22 protein-coding genes are annotated in these 19,850 nt (G+C 60.3%); 8 read left to right on the top strand and 14 right to left on the bottom strand.

All coding sequences use genetic code 11. From position 1 onward, the window contains the following. Nucleotides 1-24 precede the first annotated feature (24 nt). The 3 genes from ACILSR_RS22480 to ACILSR_RS22470 all read left to right on the top strand — a co-directional run bounded on the left by ACILSR_RS22480 (nucleotide 25) and on the right by ACILSR_RS22470 (nucleotide 3,289). Nucleotides 25-309, top strand: a complete 285-nt coding sequence (locus ACILSR_RS22480) for an EF-hand domain-containing protein (protein ID WP_395752047.1) — start codon at nucleotides 25-27, stop codon at nucleotides 307-309. Between the two features lie 198 nt (nucleotides 310-507). Then, nucleotides 508-813 carry an EF-hand domain-containing protein gene (locus ACILSR_RS22475; protein ID WP_395752046.1) on the top strand — a complete coding sequence of 102 codons (306 nt, stop codon included), beginning with the start codon at nucleotides 508-510 and terminating at the stop codon, nucleotides 811-813. Between the two features lie 130 nt (nucleotides 814-943). Continuing rightward, complete coding sequence (locus ACILSR_RS22470; protein ID WP_395752045.1) at nucleotides 944-3,289, top strand: PSD1 and planctomycete cytochrome C domain-containing protein; 2,346 nt, start codon at nucleotides 944-946, stop codon at nucleotides 3,287-3,289. 132 nt (nucleotides 3,290-3,421) lie between these two features. Here the strand turns inward: ACILSR_RS22470 and ACILSR_RS22465 are convergent, their stop codons facing one another. The 13 genes from ACILSR_RS22465 to ACILSR_RS22405 form a co-directional block, all read right to left on the bottom strand. Next, entirely contained in the window at nucleotides 3,422-3,883 is a 462-nt protein-coding gene (locus tag ACILSR_RS22465; protein WP_395752044.1) for a DUF5069 domain-containing protein, read from the bottom strand. Nucleotides 3,884-3,943: 60 nt separating this feature from the next. Next, the gene (locus ACILSR_RS22460) at nucleotides 3,944-4,597 is read right to left on the bottom strand and encodes a hypothetical protein (protein ID WP_395752043.1); all 654 of its coding nucleotides are present in this window, start codon (nucleotides 4,595-4,597) and stop codon (nucleotides 3,944-3,946) included. 2 nt (nucleotides 4,598-4,599) lie between these two features. Then, entirely contained in the window at nucleotides 4,600-5,181 is a 582-nt protein-coding gene (locus ACILSR_RS22455; protein ID WP_395752042.1) for a hypothetical protein, read from the bottom strand. Continuing rightward, complete coding sequence (locus ACILSR_RS22450) at nucleotides 5,178-6,395, bottom strand: hypothetical protein (RefSeq protein WP_395752041.1); 1,218 nt, start codon at nucleotides 6,393-6,395, stop codon at nucleotides 5,178-5,180. The genes ACILSR_RS22455 and ACILSR_RS22450 overlap by 4 nt, the downstream gene beginning before the upstream one ends. Further along, on the bottom strand, nucleotides 6,379-7,410 hold the full coding sequence (locus ACILSR_RS22445) for a general secretion pathway protein GspK (protein WP_395752040.1): 1,032 nt from the start codon (nucleotides 7,408-7,410) through the stop codon (nucleotides 6,379-6,381). Before ACILSR_RS22445 ends, ACILSR_RS22450 begins: the two co-directional genes overlap by 17 nt. Before the next feature lie 10 nt (nucleotides 7,411-7,420). Then, complete coding sequence (locus ACILSR_RS22440; RefSeq protein ID WP_395752039.1) at nucleotides 7,421-8,092, bottom strand: type II secretion system protein; 672 nt, start codon at nucleotides 8,090-8,092, stop codon at nucleotides 7,421-7,423. Beyond that, on the bottom strand, nucleotides 8,064-8,477 hold the full coding sequence (locus ACILSR_RS22435; protein WP_395752038.1) for a hypothetical protein: 414 nt from the start codon (nucleotides 8,475-8,477) through the stop codon (nucleotides 8,064-8,066). The genes ACILSR_RS22440 and ACILSR_RS22435 overlap by 29 nt, the downstream gene beginning before the upstream one ends. Further along, entirely contained in the window at nucleotides 8,474-8,992 is a 519-nt protein-coding gene (locus ACILSR_RS22430) for a prepilin-type N-terminal cleavage/methylation domain-containing protein (RefSeq protein ID WP_395752037.1), read from the bottom strand. The genes ACILSR_RS22435 and ACILSR_RS22430 overlap by 4 nt, the downstream gene beginning before the upstream one ends. An 18-nt stretch (nucleotides 8,993-9,010) precedes the next feature. Beyond that, nucleotides 9,011-9,448: a type II secretion system major pseudopilin GspG gene (gspG, locus tag ACILSR_RS22425; protein WP_395752036.1), complete on the bottom strand. Its 438-nt coding sequence runs from the start codon at nucleotides 9,446-9,448 to the stop codon at nucleotides 9,011-9,013. A gap of 18 nt (nucleotides 9,449-9,466) precedes the next feature. Then, nucleotides 9,467-10,720, bottom strand: a complete 1,254-nt coding sequence (locus ACILSR_RS22420) for a type II secretion system F family protein (RefSeq protein WP_395752035.1) — start codon at nucleotides 10,718-10,720, stop codon at nucleotides 9,467-9,469. A 4-nt stretch (nucleotides 10,721-10,724) separates the two neighbouring features. Further along, a complete protein-coding gene (locus ACILSR_RS22415; protein WP_395752034.1) occupies nucleotides 10,725-12,497 on the bottom strand; it encodes a GspE/PulE family protein in 1,773 nt (590 codons plus the stop codon). Nucleotides 12,498-12,931: 434 nt separating this feature from the next. Further along, a complete protein-coding gene (locus tag ACILSR_RS22410; protein ID WP_395752033.1) occupies nucleotides 12,932-13,996 on the bottom strand; it encodes a peroxiredoxin family protein in 1,065 nt (354 codons plus the stop codon). 6 nt (nucleotides 13,997-14,002) lie between these two features. Further along, nucleotides 14,003-15,073 (bottom strand): CAP domain-containing protein, encoded by a 1,071-nt coding sequence (locus ACILSR_RS22405; protein WP_395752032.1) that lies wholly within the window; start codon nucleotides 15,071-15,073, stop codon nucleotides 14,003-14,005. Between the two features lie 188 nt (nucleotides 15,074-15,261). On the opposite strand from ACILSR_RS22405, the gene ACILSR_RS22400 reads away from it, so the two are divergent. The 5 genes from ACILSR_RS22400 (at nucleotide 15,262) to ACILSR_RS22380 (ending at nucleotide 18,303) form a co-directional block, all read left to right on the top strand. Next, nucleotides 15,262-15,918, top strand: a complete 657-nt coding sequence (locus tag ACILSR_RS22400; RefSeq protein WP_395752031.1) for a hypothetical protein — start codon at nucleotides 15,262-15,264, stop codon at nucleotides 15,916-15,918. Next, nucleotides 15,915-16,217 carry a transcriptional regulator gene (locus ACILSR_RS22395; RefSeq protein ID WP_395752030.1) on the top strand — a complete coding sequence of 101 codons (303 nt, stop codon included), beginning with the start codon at nucleotides 15,915-15,917 and terminating at the stop codon, nucleotides 16,215-16,217. The genes ACILSR_RS22400 and ACILSR_RS22395 overlap by 4 nt, the downstream gene beginning before the upstream one ends. A gap of 80 nt (nucleotides 16,218-16,297) precedes the next feature. Then, nucleotides 16,298-17,194, top strand: a complete 897-nt coding sequence (ispH, locus tag ACILSR_RS22390) for a 4-hydroxy-3-methylbut-2-enyl diphosphate reductase (RefSeq protein ID WP_395752029.1) — start codon at nucleotides 16,298-16,300, stop codon at nucleotides 17,192-17,194. Between the two features lie 17 nt (nucleotides 17,195-17,211). Then, a complete protein-coding gene (locus tag ACILSR_RS22385) occupies nucleotides 17,212-17,982 on the top strand; it encodes a hypothetical protein (protein WP_395752028.1) in 771 nt (256 codons plus the stop codon). A gap of 138 nt (nucleotides 17,983-18,120) precedes the next feature. Next, nucleotides 18,121-18,303, top strand: a complete 183-nt coding sequence (locus tag ACILSR_RS22380; RefSeq protein WP_395752027.1) for a hypothetical protein — start codon at nucleotides 18,121-18,123, stop codon at nucleotides 18,301-18,303. A 7-nt stretch (nucleotides 18,304-18,310) separates the two neighbouring features. On the opposite strand, the gene ACILSR_RS22375 is transcribed toward ACILSR_RS22380, so the two are convergent. Further along, complete coding sequence (locus ACILSR_RS22375; protein ID WP_395752026.1) at nucleotides 18,311-19,849, bottom strand: GTPase domain-containing protein; 1,539 nt, start codon at nucleotides 19,847-19,849, stop codon at nucleotides 18,311-18,313. Nucleotide 19,850 lies beyond the last annotated feature (1 nt).

The following is a 19,850-nucleotide window of genomic DNA, read 5'->3' as shown; positions in this document are numbered from 1 at the left end:
TTCAACAACCCAACATCGACACACATGAAAGCTATCACCTCCGCCCTCGCCCTTCTGGCCATCGCCACCGTCACCTCCTTCGGCGCTGACGAGCCCAAGAAAGAAGGCGAGAAGCCAAAGATGACCCCGGAACAAATGTTCACCAAAAAGGACGCCGACAAGGACGGCAAGATCTCGAAGGAAGAATTCCTGAAGGGCTCCAAGGATGCCGCCAAGTCCGAAGCCTCATTCGCCAAGAAAGACGCGAACAAGGACGGCTTCCTCTCCAAGGAAGAGTTCACCGCTGCTCCAAAAAAGAAGGCCGCCTGATCCGCGCTCTGACTTGATCTGAAAAGTCATCACGCCGCACCCGCCCCGCGCGAGTGCGGCGTTTTTTTATGCCGCCATGCAAAATCGTCGATAATTTATCGAAACGAAATCAGCGCGTTCTCGTTTAACACGGCCACGCGCAGATTTGGGACACCCAAAATCCCGCGGTCATCAATCCACAACACAACATCGACCCACATGAAAGTCATCACCTCACTTCTCGCCATTCTGGCCCTTTCCGCCGTCACATCCTTCGCTGCTGATGGTGACGCCCCCAAGAAGGCCGAAGGCGACAAGGGCAAGCCCAAGTTCAGCCCAGAAGAAATGTTCGCCAAACTGGACACCGACAAAGACGGCAAGATCTCCAAGGCAGAATTCATGGCCTCCCCTGGAGCCAAGAAGGATGAAGCCAAGGCCGCCGAGCGCTTCGGCAAGATGGACAAGAACAGCGACGGCTCCCTCACCAAGGACGAAATGACCCCGAAGAAAAAGAAGGACGCGTGAGCCGTCTGACTCTTTGACTCCCCCCAGTCAACCGAAACCGCACCCGCTCCGAGCGAGTGCGGTTTTTTGTGCCCGCATCCGCCAGAATGCGGAAGGAGGCCGCAACTGCTGAACGTATTCCCCTTTCCGAATGCTCCGCTGCACGCTCATCCCACTCCTCCTTTTCACCGTCGCCAGTGAGGCGGCGGTGGATTACACCACGCAGATCAAGCCCCTGCTGCAGCAGCATTGCGTGAAATGCCACGGTGCCACCACGCAGAAATCTCAGCTGAAGCTCGACACCGCAGCCGCTGCGCGCACGGGTGGAAAACGCGGCCCCGCCCTGCCCGAACTTCTGGTGCAGGTCATTTCAGGTGCGCATGGTGAAGTCCCGCAGATGCCCTACAAGCGCGGGCCGCTGGATTCCGCACAGATCGCACTGATCAAGCAGTGGGTGGCAGAAGGTGCCCACGCTCCTGCGGAGGAAAAGCCGAGCGATGACCGCCACTGGGCTTACATCGCTCCAGTGAAGGCGCCGCTGCCGCAAAACGGCGCCACACATTCCATCGATGCCTTCATTCGTGCCGGCCTGAGCAAGGCGGGACTGGAACCTTCTCCCCCTGCTGCGCCAGCCACGGTCATTCGCCGGCTGCATCTTGACATCACCGGCCTGCCGCCAACGCCCGCCGAAGTGGAAGCGTTTATCAAGAAGCCAGACGTCAAAGAAACTGCCACGAGACTACTCGCCTCCAAACACTACGGCGAGCGCTGGGGCCGCTGGTGGCTGGACCAGGCGCGATACGGCGACAGCAATGGCTACAGCATCGATGCCCCCCGCAGCATGTGGCCGTACCGCGACTACGTCATCAACTCGCTGAACCAGAACAAACCCTTCGACCAGTTCACGCTCGAGCAGCTTGCCGGAGACATGCTGCCCAAGCCCTCGCGCGAGCAGGTCATCGCGACGGGATTCCACCGCAACACGCAGATCAATCAGGAGGGAGGCATCGACAAAGAGCAGTTCCGGATCGAGAGCATCTTTGATCGCGTAGCCACCACCGGCACCGTCTGGCTCGGCCTCACGATCGGCTGCGCGCAATGCCACGACCACAAGTTTGACGCCATCAGCCAGCGTGAGTACTACCAGATCTTTGCCTTTTTAAACAATCAGGACGAGCCCACCCTGCCGGTGCCGGATCCGGGCCAGGATCTGGACAAGCTCAAGGCTGAACACACCCAGGTGCTCAAGCAAATCGACGCCCACGTCAAGGCACGGCTCGATGTGCTGGTGGAGTGGGAAAAGACGCTCGGAGACAAATCCAAAAAACTGATCGACGCCGAAGCTGCAAAGTCGCTCACCAAGCCCGCGAGCAAACGTGGCACAGCGGACCAGCGCATCCTTTTCAAGGCCATGACGGGGACGTCTGACAGTGTCTTCAATCCGCTCTATGACCGCCACCTTGAGCTCGACAACATCTTCAAGAACGGCACCACGACCCTCGTGATGAAAGAGCTGCCGCAGCCGCGCAAGACCACGCTCTTCATCAAAGGAGACTTCACCCGCCCTGCCGAGGAAGTCACGCCAGGCGTGCTCTCCGTGCTGCCGCCACTGCCAGCGGGAGCCAAAGCGGACCGGCTCGCGCTGGCGCACTGGATTGTCGATCCAAAAAACCCGCTCACGGCGCGTGTCATCGTGAACCGCGTGTGGCAGCAGTATTTTGGCCGCGGCTTGGTGGAAACGGAAAACGACTTTGGCACCATGGGTCGCCTGCCCAGCCACCCCGAACTGCTCGACTGGCTTGCCGTGGATTTCATGGAGCACCACTGGAGCCTCAAGCATCTGCACGAACTCATCGTGACGAGCGCGACGTATCAGCAGTCTTCCTTCATCCGCCCCGACGCCGCAGCCGTTGATGCCAACAACTACCTGCTCTGGCGCCAGAACCGACTCCGCCTCGATGCTGAAGTCGTGCGCGATGTCTGCCTGGCCACCAGCGGCCTTCTTTCTCCCAAGATGGGCGGCGCGCCGGTCTATCCGCCCATCCCTGAAGGCGTCATGTCATTGGGCCAGGTCAAGCGCGGCTGGCCGCTCAGCAAAGGCAGCGACCGCTACCGCCGCGGCATCTACACCTTCATCTTCCGTGCCACGCCTCCGCCCGCGCTCAGTGTGTTTGACGCACCAGACGGCTTCAGCACCTGCACCCGCCGCATTCGCAGCAACACACCGCTGCAGGCGCTGACGCTGCTCAATGACAGCGCCTACGTGGAATTCGCCCAAGCCCTGGCCGCACGTTTGATCAAAGAGGCTAAGACGGATGACGCACGCCTCAGCCGCGCGTATGACCTTTGTCTTTCCCGCCCTCCCCTTGAGAAAGAACGCGCGCCTTTGCTACGCCTCCTTCAAGCAGAACGGAAAGCGAACGCCACAGAGCCTGAGGCCTGGCAGGCGGTGGCACGTGTGATGCTTAATCTGGACGAGACGATCACGCGGGAGTGAGGGCAAATACGACGACGCCCGTTTAGGACCGCCGTCTTTGCTGCGGTTCCAGCATTTCATCCATCGGTGCAGATGAATCCTTCATCCTGGAAGCGCATTGGAAAAACTGGCTGGTGAAAAAATACGCGGGGCTCAAATGCTCTCCCAAGCCCGATCGCCCACGGGATCGCGGCCTTCGTCATACTCAATGTGATCGATCAGGGTCTCGATGGGTTTTCCTTCCAGACCACTGTCACGAATGCGCTGCGGCAGCACCGCGGAGCGTTCGTCGCGCCAGCCAAGCTTGGCGATGAAGCGGTTCCACACGTGGCATTCCTCATCCGTGCGGGTGGTGCCACTGGCGTGCGCCAAGATCAGAATCTCTTCATCCTTGTCGCCTTCCAAGGCGAGCTTTCGCACCGTCTCATACGGTACTCCGAGAAAGCGGCAGCAACGTCCGTCCAACGTGAAAAACTGCGCGTCTCCGAGCTGCGCCAGATAATCCGCCGGCAGCTTTCCAGCCGCATGAAGACGGATCTTGTCGAGCATGCGGCCAAAATAGATGAGGCGGCCAACCTTGGCGTAGCAACTGCGGAGACCTGGAACGTGAGGCATGCAGGACCTTGATCACCGCCACCCCTTTGGCAAGTCTCTGCATGCTAGATGCGCAGGATCTCAAGGCGGCGGCAGCGGAACGTCATTCACTCGCGGAGCCGCGGGCTGGGCCTGATTTCCCGCAGAGGCTGGCACCGCGGGCGGTGGCAGAATGGGATTGGGCGGCAACCCAGTGGCAGGCGGAACCAGGGGGGCATGGGCGTTCATGTTGCCACGCTGCTGTATGGCTGAATTTGCGCCTGGGGCCTGCTGCGTGGGGATGACCGCACGCTGAACTGTCTCGGAAGGAGGCGCTGCCGGATCCGCAATCCCCACCCATCCGACCTGATCCCCCTTTTGCAGCTGGATGCGCGTCTTTTCCATCGTCGCTCCAGGCTTCACCGCACGCACCTTGATGCCCATCTCGTTCTCCGAGCCAATACGCGCCTCGATGACCTGGGAAGTGATCCGGTCCACCAGGACGGCCACCAATCCGCCATCGATTTCATAGGTGCCGGAGAGACTCAGGCTGTCGGCAAAGTTGGGGCCGGTGGGCGCATCCGGAGAAGGCAGGTCCTTCGTGGTGAAAATGGAGCGCTCCCAAAGGGCGGCGAAGTGTTCCAGCTGGGGAAACGGCACGGGGGCCTCGTCCTTGGTCGCGGGTTCCTGGGCAGACACGAGCGTGGTGATCATCACCAGGCTGAAAACGGCGGGCAGTCGGGTAAAGAGTTTCATAGCTAGTTCGCTTTGCTGACCTTGGGCGTTGATTTTTCACGGTAGAACTGCGTGAACTCGACTTCGGCATTGATGGTCTTGTTTGAGCCGCTGGGGTTGATCTGCATGCGCGTGATCCCCAGAAAGCTCTGCGGCTTCTGCAGCGCATGCAGCCAGGCATAAAAGGTTTTCTCTGGGACACCAGCAAGAGTGATCTTCACCGCGGACTTGTCAAAATAGCCGAGGTCTTCCTCCAGCGGCAGACCATCCGGCCCGAGCACGCGCACGGCATCGATAAATTCTTTGCCGCCAATGCTGAGTCCGATTTTGTCAGCCTCGCCGACGATGAGCTCCAGCAGCTTGGCAGAAGCCTCCTGCCGGCTGGTGAAGTTCGGGCAGTGCTCCTCCAGCCAGCCATGCTTGGCAGCCCACTCCGCCCCCTGGGAGATCGCCAGATTCATCTCCGCCAGGCGGTCGCGCAGCGAATCGTTCTCATTGCGGATGGCCATGTAGTTCCTGAAGGCATAGGTCAGTCCTCCTCCGCCCACGATGGCCAGGAACAAAAAGGCAAAGACTCCCAGAAGCACTTTCTCGCTCTTCTTCATTCGCCCTTCCCTCCTTTCAGCTCAAAGGTGGCGCTGTCATCGCTGGCAATGACCGGTGGCGGACCATCGAGCGCCAGAGGTGCGAGCGCTTCGATGGACTTGAGCGCCTGGGTGTACTCGATGGCCAGGGAGAACTTCGGCATGCGCCCGCGCATGCTCACGTGCTCCGGAGTCCACTCCCAGTGGGTGATCGAGGCTTCTTTGGAAGACTCCGGCTCCATGAAATGCAGCAGCATCTGCTGCGGCCATGTTCTGGGGTCCACCGCCGGCGCGGCCTCATTCCATGCTTTCTTGTGGTCCATCACGCGCGACGCACGCGGCGTGAGGCCCGCTACTTTTTCACGCAGAAGATTGCGCTCCTGCATGGCCAGCGAGGTCATGGTGGCCACCAGGGCGATCGCCGCGGCGATTACCGTCCCACTCACGAGTGCGATGAGCCGCGTCTTTGACCGGCGCGTCTGGCTCTGCCTCTCCGCGGTCAGATCCTGCGGCATGAGCAGGCTGGAGCCGCGCTCCGGCATGGTTGGCGCCGGCATGTCGCAGCGGTAGGCGGCCAGTCCCGTGACACGCTGGATCTGCGCCGGATCTCCTTCTTCGATCCAGAGCACGATGCTTTCCAGCCGCCCGAGCACGCCCTGGAAGCCGAGCTGCAGACAGATGTTGTTGAGCTCCGCCAGCGCATTGCCATCCAGCCTGCTGGCGGACAAGGGCGTGCAATAAATCAACTGGGTGCCGCTGGTGATGGCGACGACGAGGCGCCCCAGCTCGCGAAAAATCGTTAGGCTGTTCTGCACCAGCGGATAGCAGAGCGCATGCAGCGTCACTTCATCCGGCAGCCTTGTGGTGTTCGTCAGCGGCACCGGCATGTCCTTGAGAGACAGGATGCGCGTGAGATACGCGCCCTCCTTCCCCTGCATGTTGCGCACCTGCACACTGGCTTCGTCATCCTCAGCCTTGATGCCCATGCGCTCCAGGTGGAGAAGCGCCATGCTGCGCAAATGCTCGGGCTGACCTTTCAGCCACGCAGGCAGCGCCCAGAAATGAACGGCGGGCAGAGCCAGCACTCGCCGTTGCGCCTCTTTGCCAAAGGCAGCTCCGTCGCTGGTTTGCTCTCCTTGCAGGTGGCACGCGGCGCCCTCCGCACCCGTCCAGCTTTGCCAGACTTGTGCGCCGGGGAGCAGCAGCTCGCAGGGTTGTTTACGTGTTTTTGCCATGGGCGGGGATTTCACCGCGCCAGACGGCCCTGCCGTCCTGCGTGATGAGGATGAGTTTGCGTTGAAGCGGTCCGAGAGAGCCCGTGCTCTCAATGCGACGGATCGGACCGGCGAATTGAATCCATTGCGTGAGCTGTGCGACAGTCTGCGGCTGAAACACGCCGAGCAACTGGGCCACCTGCGGCACGCTGCTGAGCCTCACGTCGTCCTGGGTATGCTGCGCGCCATCGCGTCCGGCCCGCAGCCGCAGCAGCGGCTGCAGACGCTCCATGGGCACATCTGCCAGCAGTGCGATGAGCTCGGGCCGTGCATCATTCACGTCCACCCGGCCGTCTCCATAGACCGTGAACCACTCGCGCCAGTCCGGCCGTTCGGCATTGACGACCTCCATGCCGCGCACATGCAGCATGTCCTCCACCTCTTTGAAGGGACGGTTGAAGGGCATTCCTTCAAACCCCATCTTCAGGTACTCACGCTTCTCCGCGCCATTGAGGCTGACGTTTTCATCCGCATCCGTCCAGTCTTTCAGCGCAGCGCACAGTGCGGAGACGAATTCCTCCTTGAAACCCCAGCTGGTGAACAGGCGGCGCAGCAGCACCTTGTCCCCCGATTGCAGCAGATGGTTCACATTCAGCCGCGCTTCTTCAGACACGAGCTTCACCTGATAACCACCGCCACTGTCCGCGCTGAAATGCAGCAGAGGGTCGTCCTCGCGCATGGCGGGGTGGCGCGCCACCTCGATGCCCATCTCCGCGTAGCGCTTGGCAAAAATCCGTCCCCGCATGAGGCGCGTGTACTGGGAATCCGCCTGCAGGGCCTTGGCTCCCGCAAACATCACCATGCCGAGGATTGCGATCATCCAAAACACCACGATGAGAGCGGAGCCGCGCTGCGATGCTGCACGACGCATGCAAGGCAGCGAAAGCATGACGAAGCCCGTGTGACGGGCGCGGACCTTCCGGCGGGCATTGCTGTCCGCTTTCCGGTCCTGGGTCATGGAGGGTTCGTTCATCATGGCTCCGTTGTCATTGCGGTCCGGGCGCCGCCTGCGGGGGGCTGGCCTCCGCCAGATCATTCGCGATCCAAAAAGTGTACTCGTGCTCCCGCGGGTCCGACGTGAAGGCAAACTTCAGCTTCATGAACAGCGGCGGCCGCGGCCTCTTTTTCGGATCCCAGCTGGAGAACCATTTCTTGTCCTCCGGCTCATAGAACTGCCACTGCATCTGCTTCAGTCCTTCCAGAATCGGCAGCTCAGAGATGGTTTCATACTCGACGATACCGCGGGATTTGGGGTTCACCTTGAGATGGCGCACCACCAGGCTGAGATCCCTCCTCTCGCGGTTGCGCACCACGCCGAACTCCACGCCATCGGCCAGCTGCAGATGGCGCTCCCAGGCAAAAGGCATGCGGCCTCCGGCGATGAACAGATTTCCCGAAGCACCGCGCGCCACCTTCTCCACATCGGCCGTGAGCTGGATCCCCGGCTCCATGGTTTCCATGTAGTCGCGCCACTGGGAGACGAAGTTGCTGATGCGCGTTTCCGCCACGCGCGCGTTGCTCATGGATTTCCCAATCTGCATGGTGCCGCTGGCCACGCCATAGCTGGCGCTCAGGACGAAACCAATGAGCGCCAAGGCCATGATGACCTCGATCAGCGTGAACGCGGATTTAGATCGGGCTGCGTGGTGAATAAACATAGGTTTCCATGCTGCGTTTCATGCGCCGCGTGCGCCCGTCATTGATCCATGCTTCGGCGCGGATGCGAAACATGTGGTCGAGCTCGACCTTGTCCTTGGTGATGAGTTTGACCTTTTCGATCGTGGCGCTGGCATCGATGTGATCCGCAGTGGGATTGAAGGAGATGCTTGCGGCTTTGAACTCAGGCTGGTGCGCCACCTCGGCCAGCACCGACTCCAGCACCCGCAGCACCTGGGCCTCCTGCCGCGCAGAAGTCGAGGCCTTGGCGATCTCCTCGACCGCGCGCGTCATGCTCACGGCCACGAGCGCAAAAAGCGCAAGCGCGAGAATGATTTCGAACAAAGCGAAACCAGAGGAAGCAGAGGATGTGCGGGTGTGTTTCATCCTTTGACCTGAATGGATTTGCGTCTGGCACAGGCCGTGAGCGGATCAAAACCGATCTCGATCTGTCCGGCTGGACCGCTGATGCGGACTTCGATGGGTTCACAGATGCCGCTGGGGCTGAAGTCCCAGGACTCACCGCGGCGTGGCTTGCGAAACACGCTCTCCCCATACCGGCGCACCAGCAGCATGCCGCCAAATTCATCGCCCGCTCCAAATGATCCGGCAGAGAGCTGCATGCGTACGGTCTGCTGGGTATTGAGTGCCTGCAGCAGATTTTGGCGCGCAGTGGTTTCGATCATGGCCGCAGCGCGGCGCAGCTTGTCCTCCGCAAGCACGCCTGAGATGCTGGGAATGGCGATGGCGATGATCAGCAAGGTCAGAGACATGGCCACGATGATCTCCAGCAGGGTGAAGCCCGCGGAACTGGAATGACGAGCCGGGCGCAGCGAATCAACGGCCCGGTGTGCATTCGGCACAGCGGGCGCGGCATTCACGATGTTTCTGACATTCGTCATTCGAGTCTCGTTATTTCATCAGTTTTCCCAGTTGCCGATGTCATCCGCATTGTCGGCGATTCCATCCGGACCGGAGGAATAGACATCGAAGCCGGTCTTGTCTTTGACACCCGGGCGGCGGTAGTGATAGGCGTTCCCCCAGGGATCGATGGGGAGCTTTGTGAGCTTCTTGCTCCAGCTCGCAGGCACCGGGCGGCTTGCGGGTTTCTCCACGAGGGCGGAGAGACCCTGCTCCGTCGTGGGCAGGAACATGTTGTCCACTTCGTAGGCACGCAGAGCCGAGGAGATGCTGCTGATGTTGCCTTTCGTCGTGGTCTTTTTGCCGCCTTCCAGCACACCGCTGAAGTTCACAATGGCTGCGCCCACAAGGAGCGCCACGATGGCGAGCACGAGGATCATCTCGACGAGCGTGAAGCCGGACGTCGGGAGGCGAGGTTGGGTTTGGGTATGTTTCATGGGGAGGGTGGATGCTGGCTATTTGTTGATGCTGGAAATGGTCTGGAAGATGGTGGTCATCATGAGGTAGGCCATGAGTCCGACCATGGCGGCCATGAGGCAGACGATCATGGGCTGGATGAGCGCGGCGAGGGTGTCGATCTTCTTGGTGAGTTCGCGGTCAAAGCGCTCGGCTGCGCGGGCGAGTGCGGCGGGCATGTCGCCGGTCTGCTCCCCCACGTTCACCATGTCGATCAGCAGCGGCGGGAACTGCGCGCTGCGGTCCAGCGCACGCGAAAGCGCCACACCTTCCCCCACATTTCGCATCACGCTTTCAAAGCCCTGCTGCAGGTAGGGATTGTCGATGGCCTGGTGCGTGAGCTGCATGGCCTGCACCATGGTGAGGCCGTTGCCCAGAAGGTTCGCCATCGTCTCCAGAAACTGCACATAGAACCGCGCACGGAAGATGCCGCCAAAAAGCGGCAGGCGAAGTTTGAAATGCCCCCACGGAATCGCCGACTCAGGACGCGAGATCCATGCCTTGCCGAGAATGTAGGCCACAATGCCGCCCAGGATGATCATCCACCAGGTGGCTTTGAAAGTATCGCTGATCTTCAGGATGATCTGCGCGGCCAGAGGCAGCGAGCCGCCGGTGGAGTCGAGCATCTCCGTGAGCTTCGGAATGAGATAGACGACAAACAGCAGCGTCACCGATACCGCCGCCACAATAAGAAACGCCGGATACATCAATGCCGAAAGCACCTTGGACTTCAGCGCCTGGAGGGAACGCATGTACTGCGCCTGGCGCTTCAAGATGGTTCCCAGCGAGCCGCTGGCCTCCCCTGCGGAGACAAGCGCGCAGAAAAGTTTGCCGAAGCTCGGACTCGTGGCCGCAATCGCTTTCGAAAAAGCCATGCCATCTCGCACCTTGCCACGCAGAACGGTGGCGAGCGTTTTGATGCCCGAGAGTTCACGACGGCGCTCCATGGTGGCGAGCGCAGGCTCAAGCTGAATGCCCGCGCCGACGAGATCGGCAAGCTCTTCCACGAACAGCACAACCTGCGGGAGCTTCAGTTTGATGGGTCCGCCTGGGATGACTTCGTCAGCCGCCATACTCTGCCGAGATTTGGCAGCCGTTCCGGCGGATGCCTTGGCATCTCCCGCAGCTTCCAGCTTGATGGGCTGGATTTTCTTTTTCCCCAGCAGTGCAAACGCCTCGCTGCGGTCTGACGCAGCGAGCTCTCCGGTGATGACACCGGAAGGTCCGTGGGCGCTGTAAACGAAGGTGGGCATGAGATCAGGCGGCTAAGCGTTTGGGAGGCTGTAGGGATGTCGTCTGTGGAGTGTGGTGGCGGTCCGCCGCGGCGGTGACGCTGAGCACTTCCTCGATGGTGGTCTCTCCGCTGAGCACTTTCTGGAAGCCGTAGCCGCGCATGGGGATGTACCCGTCCTTGATGGCCTGCTTGTGAAACTCCGCGGGATGCGCGCGGCTGTTGATGAGATGCTGCAGCGCAGGCGTGACAAGGCAGACCTCATAGATGGAAAGCCGGCCTTGGAAGCCGCTGCCACGGCAGGCCTCGCAGCCCACGGCACGCATGATTTTGCCCGGAAGGTGAGATGGAAAGGCGATTGTCCTGAGATAAGTCTCCTCCACCTGCGTCGGCGTTTTGCACTGCGGGCATAGCTTGCGCACGAGGCGCTGCGCAAAGAAGGCCCGCACCGCACTCGAAACCAGGAAGGGCTCCACACCCATGTCAATCAGGCGCGTGATGCCGCCCAGCGCGTCATTCGTGTGCAGCGTGCTCAAAACAAGATGTCCCGTCAGCGCCGCACGCACGGCGATCTCCGTCGTTTCCAGATCGCGCATTTCACCGATCATGACCACATTCGGATCTCCACGCAAAATGCTGCGCAGTCCTGCTGCAAATGTCAGGCCAATCTCCGGCTTCACCGCGATCTGCACCACACCAGGCATCTTATACTCCACCGGATCTTCAATCGTCACGATACGACGATGCGTTTGGTTCAGCTCCGTGAGGAAGGCATACAGCGAGGTCGATTTGCCACTGCCCGTAGGCCCAGTGATGAGGATGATGCCGTTCGGCAGCTTCAGAAGTTCATCCACCAGCGGGCGAATGTTGTCCGTCAGCCCCAGCCGGTTCACCGTCACCTGCTGCTGCGCCAGCAGACGCAGACTCACGCTCTCTCCTTCCACCGAAGGAATCGTCGCCACACGCACGTCGATCGAAAGGCCATCCAGTTCCAAACCGATGCGCCCATCCTGCGGCAGACGCTTCTCCGCAATGTCCAGCCGCGCCATGATCTTCAATCGCGCAATCACCGAAGCCTGCAGCGACTTGATGTTCTCAGGCACCGCCAGCTCTTCCAGCCGTCCGTCAATGCGGTAACGGATGCGCAGCCGGTCCTGCTGCGGCTCCACATGAATGTCCGTCGCACGCTGCTCCAGCCCACGGCGGATGATCTGGTTCACGAACCGCACCACCGAGGCCTCTTCATCCTCAGGCTCATCCAGCACAGTCACTTCATCCTTCAAATCTTCCGCTCCCCAGTCCGCGCGCCCACGCAAAATTTTCTCAAACGTGTCCGCACCCAGACCATAGAGCTTCTGCAAACCTTCCACGATGCGCGTCCGCTGCCCCACATGCCACACCACGGGCATGGACAGGCTCGCGGCCACACGCTGATGCGCGATCAAACTGAGCGGATCAAACGTGGCAATGTGCAGCGTGCGTTCCGCATCGCGACCATCATCGCTTTTCGTCTCTTCGGTAAACACAGGCAGCAGCCGATGCCGCAGCGCAATCTCCGCCGGCAGCATCCTTCGCATCCCCTGCTCCGTCGGCTGATCCTCCTCCTTTGGCTCCCACCAAGGCAGGCTCAGTGTTTTTGCCAGAGCCGTCAGAAAGTCGCGTTCCCGCACGCCTTCACAATCCAGCACCGCATCCACAAACGACGTCTGATTAAAACACGCCTCCTCCACCGCCTGCCGCACAGCAGGAAGATCGGCACAACCCGAGTCTTTGAGGATCTGATCGATGAGTGGAAGCATGAGTTCTGAGACGCCTAAATCCGGCCTTATAATAACGTATATTTATGGTTTTTCATAGAAATGGCAAGTTTTTAATACATCCGAACCATTTAGAGAGCCAAAAATTCAGCCCCGCCCCTGCCCCGATGGCACCCCTTTAGGGCTGTAAGGACCTGATTGCGGACTGGGCGACCAGGAAAATCAACGCCGTCCACCGACACCCAAGAAGGAACATTCGATGGTTCCAACATCCCGCAGGAACCACGACCATCGCGACAGCGCACCAAGGAAGAGCAGCGATCATCAGCCAGAACAATAATCCATCGCTAGGAGACCCGGTGACGACTTCGTAAATCCCACCCGCCAGCACGAGAGCCATCAAAGCAACCCACAGCCCGAGACCCACACATTCGGCAAAACGCACGACGTAACGCCGCCCTTTTTCAGATAACACTCTACTTCGCCGTCCCTTGTGCCGCAAGAACCTGCGCCACCATTGCATCCAGCGACCCGTTTTTGATCGCAATCACACCCTTCGGATCAATCAGATATAACGTGGGAAAGTTGCGCAGATTGTAGAGGGAGGTGTTGGGACCACTGCTGGTGTTGTCCAGCACATTGCGGAAGCTCACCTGGTAATCGGTCAGCGCCTTTTTCGCCTCCGTCTCGATGTCCGTGTTCACTCCGATCACGATCCCGTTCTTGTCCTTCAGCTGCGCAGCCGCCTGGTTCATCAGCGGCAGGGTTCCATGACACGCATGGCACCATCCGCCCCAGAATATCACGATCACATACTTGCCACGATAGTCGCTCAGCTTGAACGGCACCCCGTCCGCGTCCTTCCCCTCGATCTCAGGGGCTTCACATCCCACCTGCAGGTTCGTCATTTCAAACAGCATCTTCGCCACAAAGTCAGACAGCTTAAAACCCTGAATGGTCACATCAAAATAATCAGCCGTAAGCTGCCCAAAGCATTCCAGCGCTTTGAGCTTCGAGGCTGCCGCGGAGGCGCGATCCGCCGAGGCATCGAAGTTCTTGAAGTGAATCGCCCCCAGGGCATACAGCGCCGCAGCCTTCTCGTCACGGTTCTTGTTTTTCTCGATCACCGCCCTCAGCACCGGTTCCGCAGGCAGACCTTGGAACTCCAGATTTTTCACCGACTCCGCAATGCCCGCACGATCCGCGAACGTGGTGCCCAGCATTTTCAGCGCCTCCTGTCCTTCAGGAAAGCCCGCCGCGCCCATCACCAGCCAGTTCACACCCTTCACCACATCCGGCTGATCAAGGTTTGCCTGCACCAGTGTCATCATCTTGGTGGCATAGGGGCCGGCGCTGGGAATGCTGGCGCGGTATTTGTTCTTCTCCTCTTCGGTGGAAGCGGCGATGAGCTTCTGCGTGTTGGCACGCACCGTGTTTTCGTATTCATCAATGATCGCACGGATTTCCGTGGCGAGCGGCGATGCGGGGACCTGCGCCAAAGTGGAAACGGCCGACAGAAGCAGAAGAAGGATGGATCTCATGGCGGTTCAAAAAGGAGAACGACGTGTGCGAAAAGCGAGCGATGCCAGACCGGCGGCCAGACAAAGCATGAGGCTGGCCGGCTCAGGCACCACGGCGAATGACTCATAGACATTGTCATAGACCAGCACCGAAACGCCGTAGTTATCCGTGTGCTCGGTGAGCGTGAATGTCTTGGGCGCGAGTCCGGTATCCGGCGCCTCCACACGGTAAACCGTGCCATCCGTCAGACCGGTGAGGGTGATGTTGTATCCGCCCGCGCTGTTGCTGAAGCCACTCGCCACGAGAATGCCAGTGGCGTCGTTGTAAACATTGACTGCTTCACCCCCGAGTCCTTCCCCCGGTGTGTAAAAGGCGTCCGCCAGCACGGTGTCTTGGTAGATCGAACCCGTCAGAATGGCGTCAGAAATGTAGCTGGCGCCGTCAAAGCGGAACTGCGAGGCCAGATGCTCGGTGATCACATACGGCCCGATGGCCGTCGTATTGCCACCCGGAATCGCCACACTTTGAAATCCGATGCCGATCTCCTTCATGGCGGAGTTCAGCAGCAGATCGCGGTGTCCGGCGGGATTTTGAATGCCATTGCCATAGCCTGCAGTCGAGCCATTGCCATCTCCCCAGTCGATCACGAAGGCACCGTGGGCATGGAACGGCGAGTCTGCCGAGGCAAACAAGTTTTCACCGACGTTCAGCCAGTTTGCCCCGTAGCCGCCATTTTGAATGCGCTGATCGAGGGTCAATCCGTCCAGACCGTGAGCCTGCTGGTCGGATGTCACCATCAGGTTGGAGTAGCTGGTGGCAGAGGTGTTAAGGGCGCTGTTCCATGCCAGCGGGGGCGCTGCCGAGAGACTGGAGAACTGCGAAGCCAGGGCCGAGGCGCTGGTGCCGAAATAGTTCAACGCATAGGCGATGCTCGGATCGTCCGACTTGGTCCCCGCCCATACACCCGGCGAGGAAAAGTTGACCAGATTGGCCAGTTCTCCCTGTGGATCGGCGCGGAATCGATTCGTCAGTTCGAGCATGTACTGCTGGTCTGCCGTCGGATCATTGCCACGCGCCGCGTCGGGGAGAAGTGCCATGCCACACAGCATAAACACCCCCGTTCGCCAAAGCGCGGGAAGGTTTTTGGAAGATGTTGGCACCGGATAGTTCACCTCTCTTAACTTATGGTAATTATATTAAACTGCCAAGCCTGAAGCAGTGGAAATGTCACTTTGCAGCACAAAGTTTACTTGCAGGCGTTCACTTTGGCCCACAAAGTAACTTCATGAGCACGACTGAAGCTGCCTTGGAGAATCTCCGCATCATCCGTTCATTGATGGAAAAGGCGCACATCTATCGCGCTGTCTCCGCGCCCGCAGCACTCACCGGAGGCTTGCTGGCCCTCGTCGCTTCAGCATGGCCCGTGTGGCATGCCTTGAAGAACAATGGCGATGCCGTGATGTGCGACCGCTGCTTTCTGACCACCTGGCTCCTGATCCTCGGGACTGCCTCGGCCTTGAATACTTTTCTCCTTTTCAAAGAGGCGCGCCGCCGCAGCCAGCCCTTCATCTCTGCCGGCATGCGCATGGCGTTGCGGTCCTTTGTGCCGCCGATGCTCGTGGGGGGCTGTGTCGGCATCGGCCTGATTGTGTTTCTGCAAAATCTGACGCTCGCCGCTCTCATCTGGGCGCTCTGCTACGGCCTCGCTCTGATCAGCACCGCCAGCTTCTCCCCCCGGTCGCTCATCCGCCTCGGCTGGGCTTTCGTGGTCACGGGCTTGCTGATCTTCTTTGCCTGGGCGGCCTGCAGCGATGTGCGTCTGCTCTCGAACGATCTCGCCCCAGCTTCGTTGGTTATGGGAGTCACCTTCGGCCTGCTGCATGTGGTGTATGCCCTGGCAGTCTTCTTCAGCGCCCACCCCAGGGAGGAGCAGCCGAAATGATCGACTTCGATCAAATCGACAAGCTCATTCATGAGAAGGGCCGCCTGTCCATCATGACGTTGCTCTCCACACGGGGCGAGTGGGCCTTTCAGGATCTCAAAGCAGAACTCAGCATGAGCGACGGCAATCTCATCTCCCATCTCCGCACCCTGGGCACCGCCGGATACATCAAAGAGAATCGCGACGAGTCCGGCCCTCGCCCGCGCACCAGCTACGAACTCACCGATGCCGGACGCAAGGCCTTCAAAGACTACGTCGAGGTGCTCGGCGAGATCGTCAAAGCCGCCCAGCAGAGCTGAGCCCGTTTCTTTCTACCCATTCACTTTGTCCCACAAAGCTAATCAGCCAAGAACAAGGAACCACGAACAGAGAACAGAAAATGAACATCATCCTCGCTCAACATCACGGCATGTGCTTCGGCGTCCGCGACGCCCTGCGCAGCACTCACACGGCCGCCCTGCGCGCGCCTCTCACCATTCTCGGCCAGCTCGTTCACAACCCTCTCGTTGACCGCCACCTCGCTGCAGTAGGCGCGCAGCGCGGTGATCTTGATGACTTAACCAGCGCCACCACTCAGCAGGTCGCCATCACAGCCCACGGCGCTTCGGACCAGCACCGCCAGGCCTGGCAAAAGGCGGGCCACACTGTCATCGACACCACCTGCCCTCTCGTCAAAAAAGCGCATCAGGCGCTGGCCATGCTGGTGAACGATGGCTACCAGCCCATTGTCATCGGTCAGCAGCAGCACGTCGAAGTGCGCGGCCTTATCGGCGATTTTCCCGCCGCCGTCGTTGTGCTGGAAGAGGCGGACCTCGAACTCATTCCCGCGCATCCGCAACTGGGCATCGTATCCCAAACCACGCAGCCGGTCGATGCCACTCTGCGGCTGGTCGATGCCATCAAACGTCGTCATCCAAGTTCCGAAGTCCGCTTCATCGATACCATTTGCCATCCCACCAAGCAGCGCCAGACCGCGATGGACGAGCTGGTGCGTGAGTGCGACCACATCGTGGTCATCGGCGGCCGCAACAGCAACAACACACGCCAGCTCGCACAAAAAGCCATCGCCCACGGCCGGCGCACCCTGCAGATCGAGCGGCCCGAGGAACTGGATCCCGCGTGGTTTTGCGACGCCCGCAACGTGGGCGTTACCGCAGGCACATCCACGCTGGATGAAACGGTGGACGCCGTCATGCAGCGGCTCCGCCAGATCTCAGCCGAACTCCGCAGCAGCCCTGTGCACGAATTTCTCCGCTCCATGCTCCACGCCGCCTAACCCCAAAACTGAACATCATGAACACTCAACACTGGATCAGCCACTTCGAAGCCAACACACGCCTTAACCACGCACTGCCGCTGCCAGACACGGCCTGCACTCTGCCTGAACTCGATCGCGTCGCCATTGCCCGTTCCATTGCCATCTTCCAGCTGGGAGAAAGCGGTGGTGGCACCCGCCTCCGGCGCTACACCCACAGCATCGCCTCGCTGGAATGCCTGAAAGGGTATCAGCGCGCCGTCGATCTCTTCGTGGCTGAGGAGCAGAGCCACGCCGCCCTGCTGGCACGGCTGGTCACACATCTGCACGGCACCCTGCTGCAGAAGCAATGGACAAACTCCATCTTCCGCTGGATGCGTGATCTGGTGAACCTCGAGTTCAACATCCAGGTACTCCTCACTGCGGAACTCATCGCCGAGGTTTACTTTGGACTCCTCTCCCTGCGTTGCAGCGATCCCGCCGTGCAAACCGTGGCCAAAAAAATCCTGCGCGATGAGATGGGGCATCTTTCCTTCCAGCGCGACTTCCTCTTCGAGCGCCTCAAAGAACTCACTCCCGCCGTGCAACGCCTCTGGCGCTGGCAGTTCCAGTTCATTCACTCCGCCACCGCCTGGGTCGTCGCCTGGGACCACCGCGACTGCCTGCGCAGCCTGAAAGTCACCCCCGCCGACTTCCGCGCCCGCGCCGCTCGCTGCTGGGAGAGCTTTCAGTCGCGGCTGGAGAAGAGATTGTCTGCGGACGCATCCTGGACTTCCCCCACAGGCAGCCCCCTGTCGCGCCCAACATGACACACTGGGACAGGGTCTCCCTGTTTTTGCGTGGCAAACGGCAGTGCATGAGCGCAACGAAGGCCGAAGGTGCGAAGTGATGTCTACGTGAGCGGGCTACCGCTCCCACACGCTCATACCCCCAGCCCTCCACGCGCCATGACCTCGCTGCTTCCCAAACACGACTCCCGCCGCCAGTCGCTGCGGGAGTATGGCTTGAGCCGTTCCTGTGCTCCCATGGAGAAGCCAGGTGTAGACCCCTCAGCCCTGCGTCTGGCCCTCATTTTGCTGGCCACCTTGTCCGTCATCACCGCCGCACTCCTTTCGGCGGCCGGGATGTGAGTCTCATTCACGCCCGCCACGCCGCGGCATCCACTCCAGGATACAGCCGCTCCAGCAGCGCCACCATGCAGTCACCAGTGAGCTGGCGGGCCTGGCGGGAAAGCGTTGCAGGCTGCGTGTCTTTTTGCACGCCGGCCTTCCATAGAAGATCTATGGCATCTGAGTACAGATCTGTCACGGCATCCACGGCTTCACGCCAGAGCTGAGGCTGCTCGCTTTCCTTCCATTCGCCGCGCCCACGTCCGAAGTGGCAGATGGCCAGGTAAGTGAGAAATGACAGCTTCACCTGCTCGCGGAAATGCTCGCGCGACCAGCGCAGCCGCTGATCGCTGCCACGCACAAGATTGTAGCTGCGGATCAAGGCGTACGCGCCGATGCCCGAGGCGATCCCGCCCAGCAGCGCACCGCCGCCAAAGGTCATGCCGCCGAGCTTGAGATCGGCAATGAGACCGCCCATGGCACCTCCTGCAAAGCTGCCGAGCACGCCCCAGATGTTTTCAGAAACGGCCTGCGGCAGATGAAAATGCTCTCGCGCCACCTGGCTCAGTTCGTGTTCCGCCTGACCTTTCAGGCCATGTGCCTCGATGAGATTGTTCGTAGTCTGCTCAATGCGGTCCGCGAGCTGAGTGGCCAGCTTTTGCCGCGCCTCATTGTATTCCCTGTTCAAATCATCGCGCTGCCAGCCCACGCGCTCCAGCAGCGTTTCAGAGCGCACCTCCACACCGTCAAACAGCGCCGCGGTCAGCTGCTCGGAGATGAGGCGCACAGACGTCTGGAAGACGCCCACATTGCGCTGCGCCCAGGCACGTTTAATCTGCTGGAAAGTGGGAATCTTCGAGCCCTGCATCAGCGGCGCCAGCGAGTCCATGAGAATGTCCTCCTGCACCCAGCAGCGCGCAAAGGCATCCAGCGTCAGCACTTCGCGCACGATCTCAAACTGCTTCAAATGCGTGCGCCAGGATTCCAGCTCCGTGGCCTCCAGCAGCGAACTGCCTGGCAGTCCGGTCTGATTCAGCAGCACCACCACGGGCTTCTCCACCCAGCCGAGAATTTCCATCTCGGGGCCGATGTAACTGGCTGCATCAGGCGGCTCGGCGGCATTGACGAGGTAGAGCACCACGTCGGCCTCATCGCGCACATTTTTGAGCGCCTGCTGGCTGCACCACAGCGGGCGGTCCGTGATGCGGTCCCAAGTCTGGGACAGAAACCAAAGCACAGGGCTGCGCTCGCGCTTCAGGCGCTTCATCAGCCGCGCGCTGTCTCCAAAGCCCGGTGTATCCCACAGGCGCAGCATGAAGCCGCCTGTTTCGAGCAGAGTGTGCGATTCATTGAACAGAGTGACGTGCGGCGCATCACGCACCTCTCCCACATCGCTGCGCAGCAGAGTACGGGCGAGCGTCGTCTTGCCTGCATTCGTATGCGAAATGAGGCTCAGCGTCACAATGTCCGAGGCATCGCGCACGTTCAGCTCCCCCGCCTGTTTGTCAGGCGTGCTGGTGGATTTGTTTTTGGAGAAAAGTGCGGGCACTAGGGACGAAAACTTCATG

The organism is Prosthecobacter sp. (assembly GCF_044222565.1).
In the GTDB taxonomy this organism is placed as follows: Bacteria; Verrucomicrobiota; Verrucomicrobiia; order Verrucomicrobiales; family Verrucomicrobiaceae; genus Prosthecobacter.
This window is presented reverse-complemented; position numbering and strand designations above follow the sequence as displayed.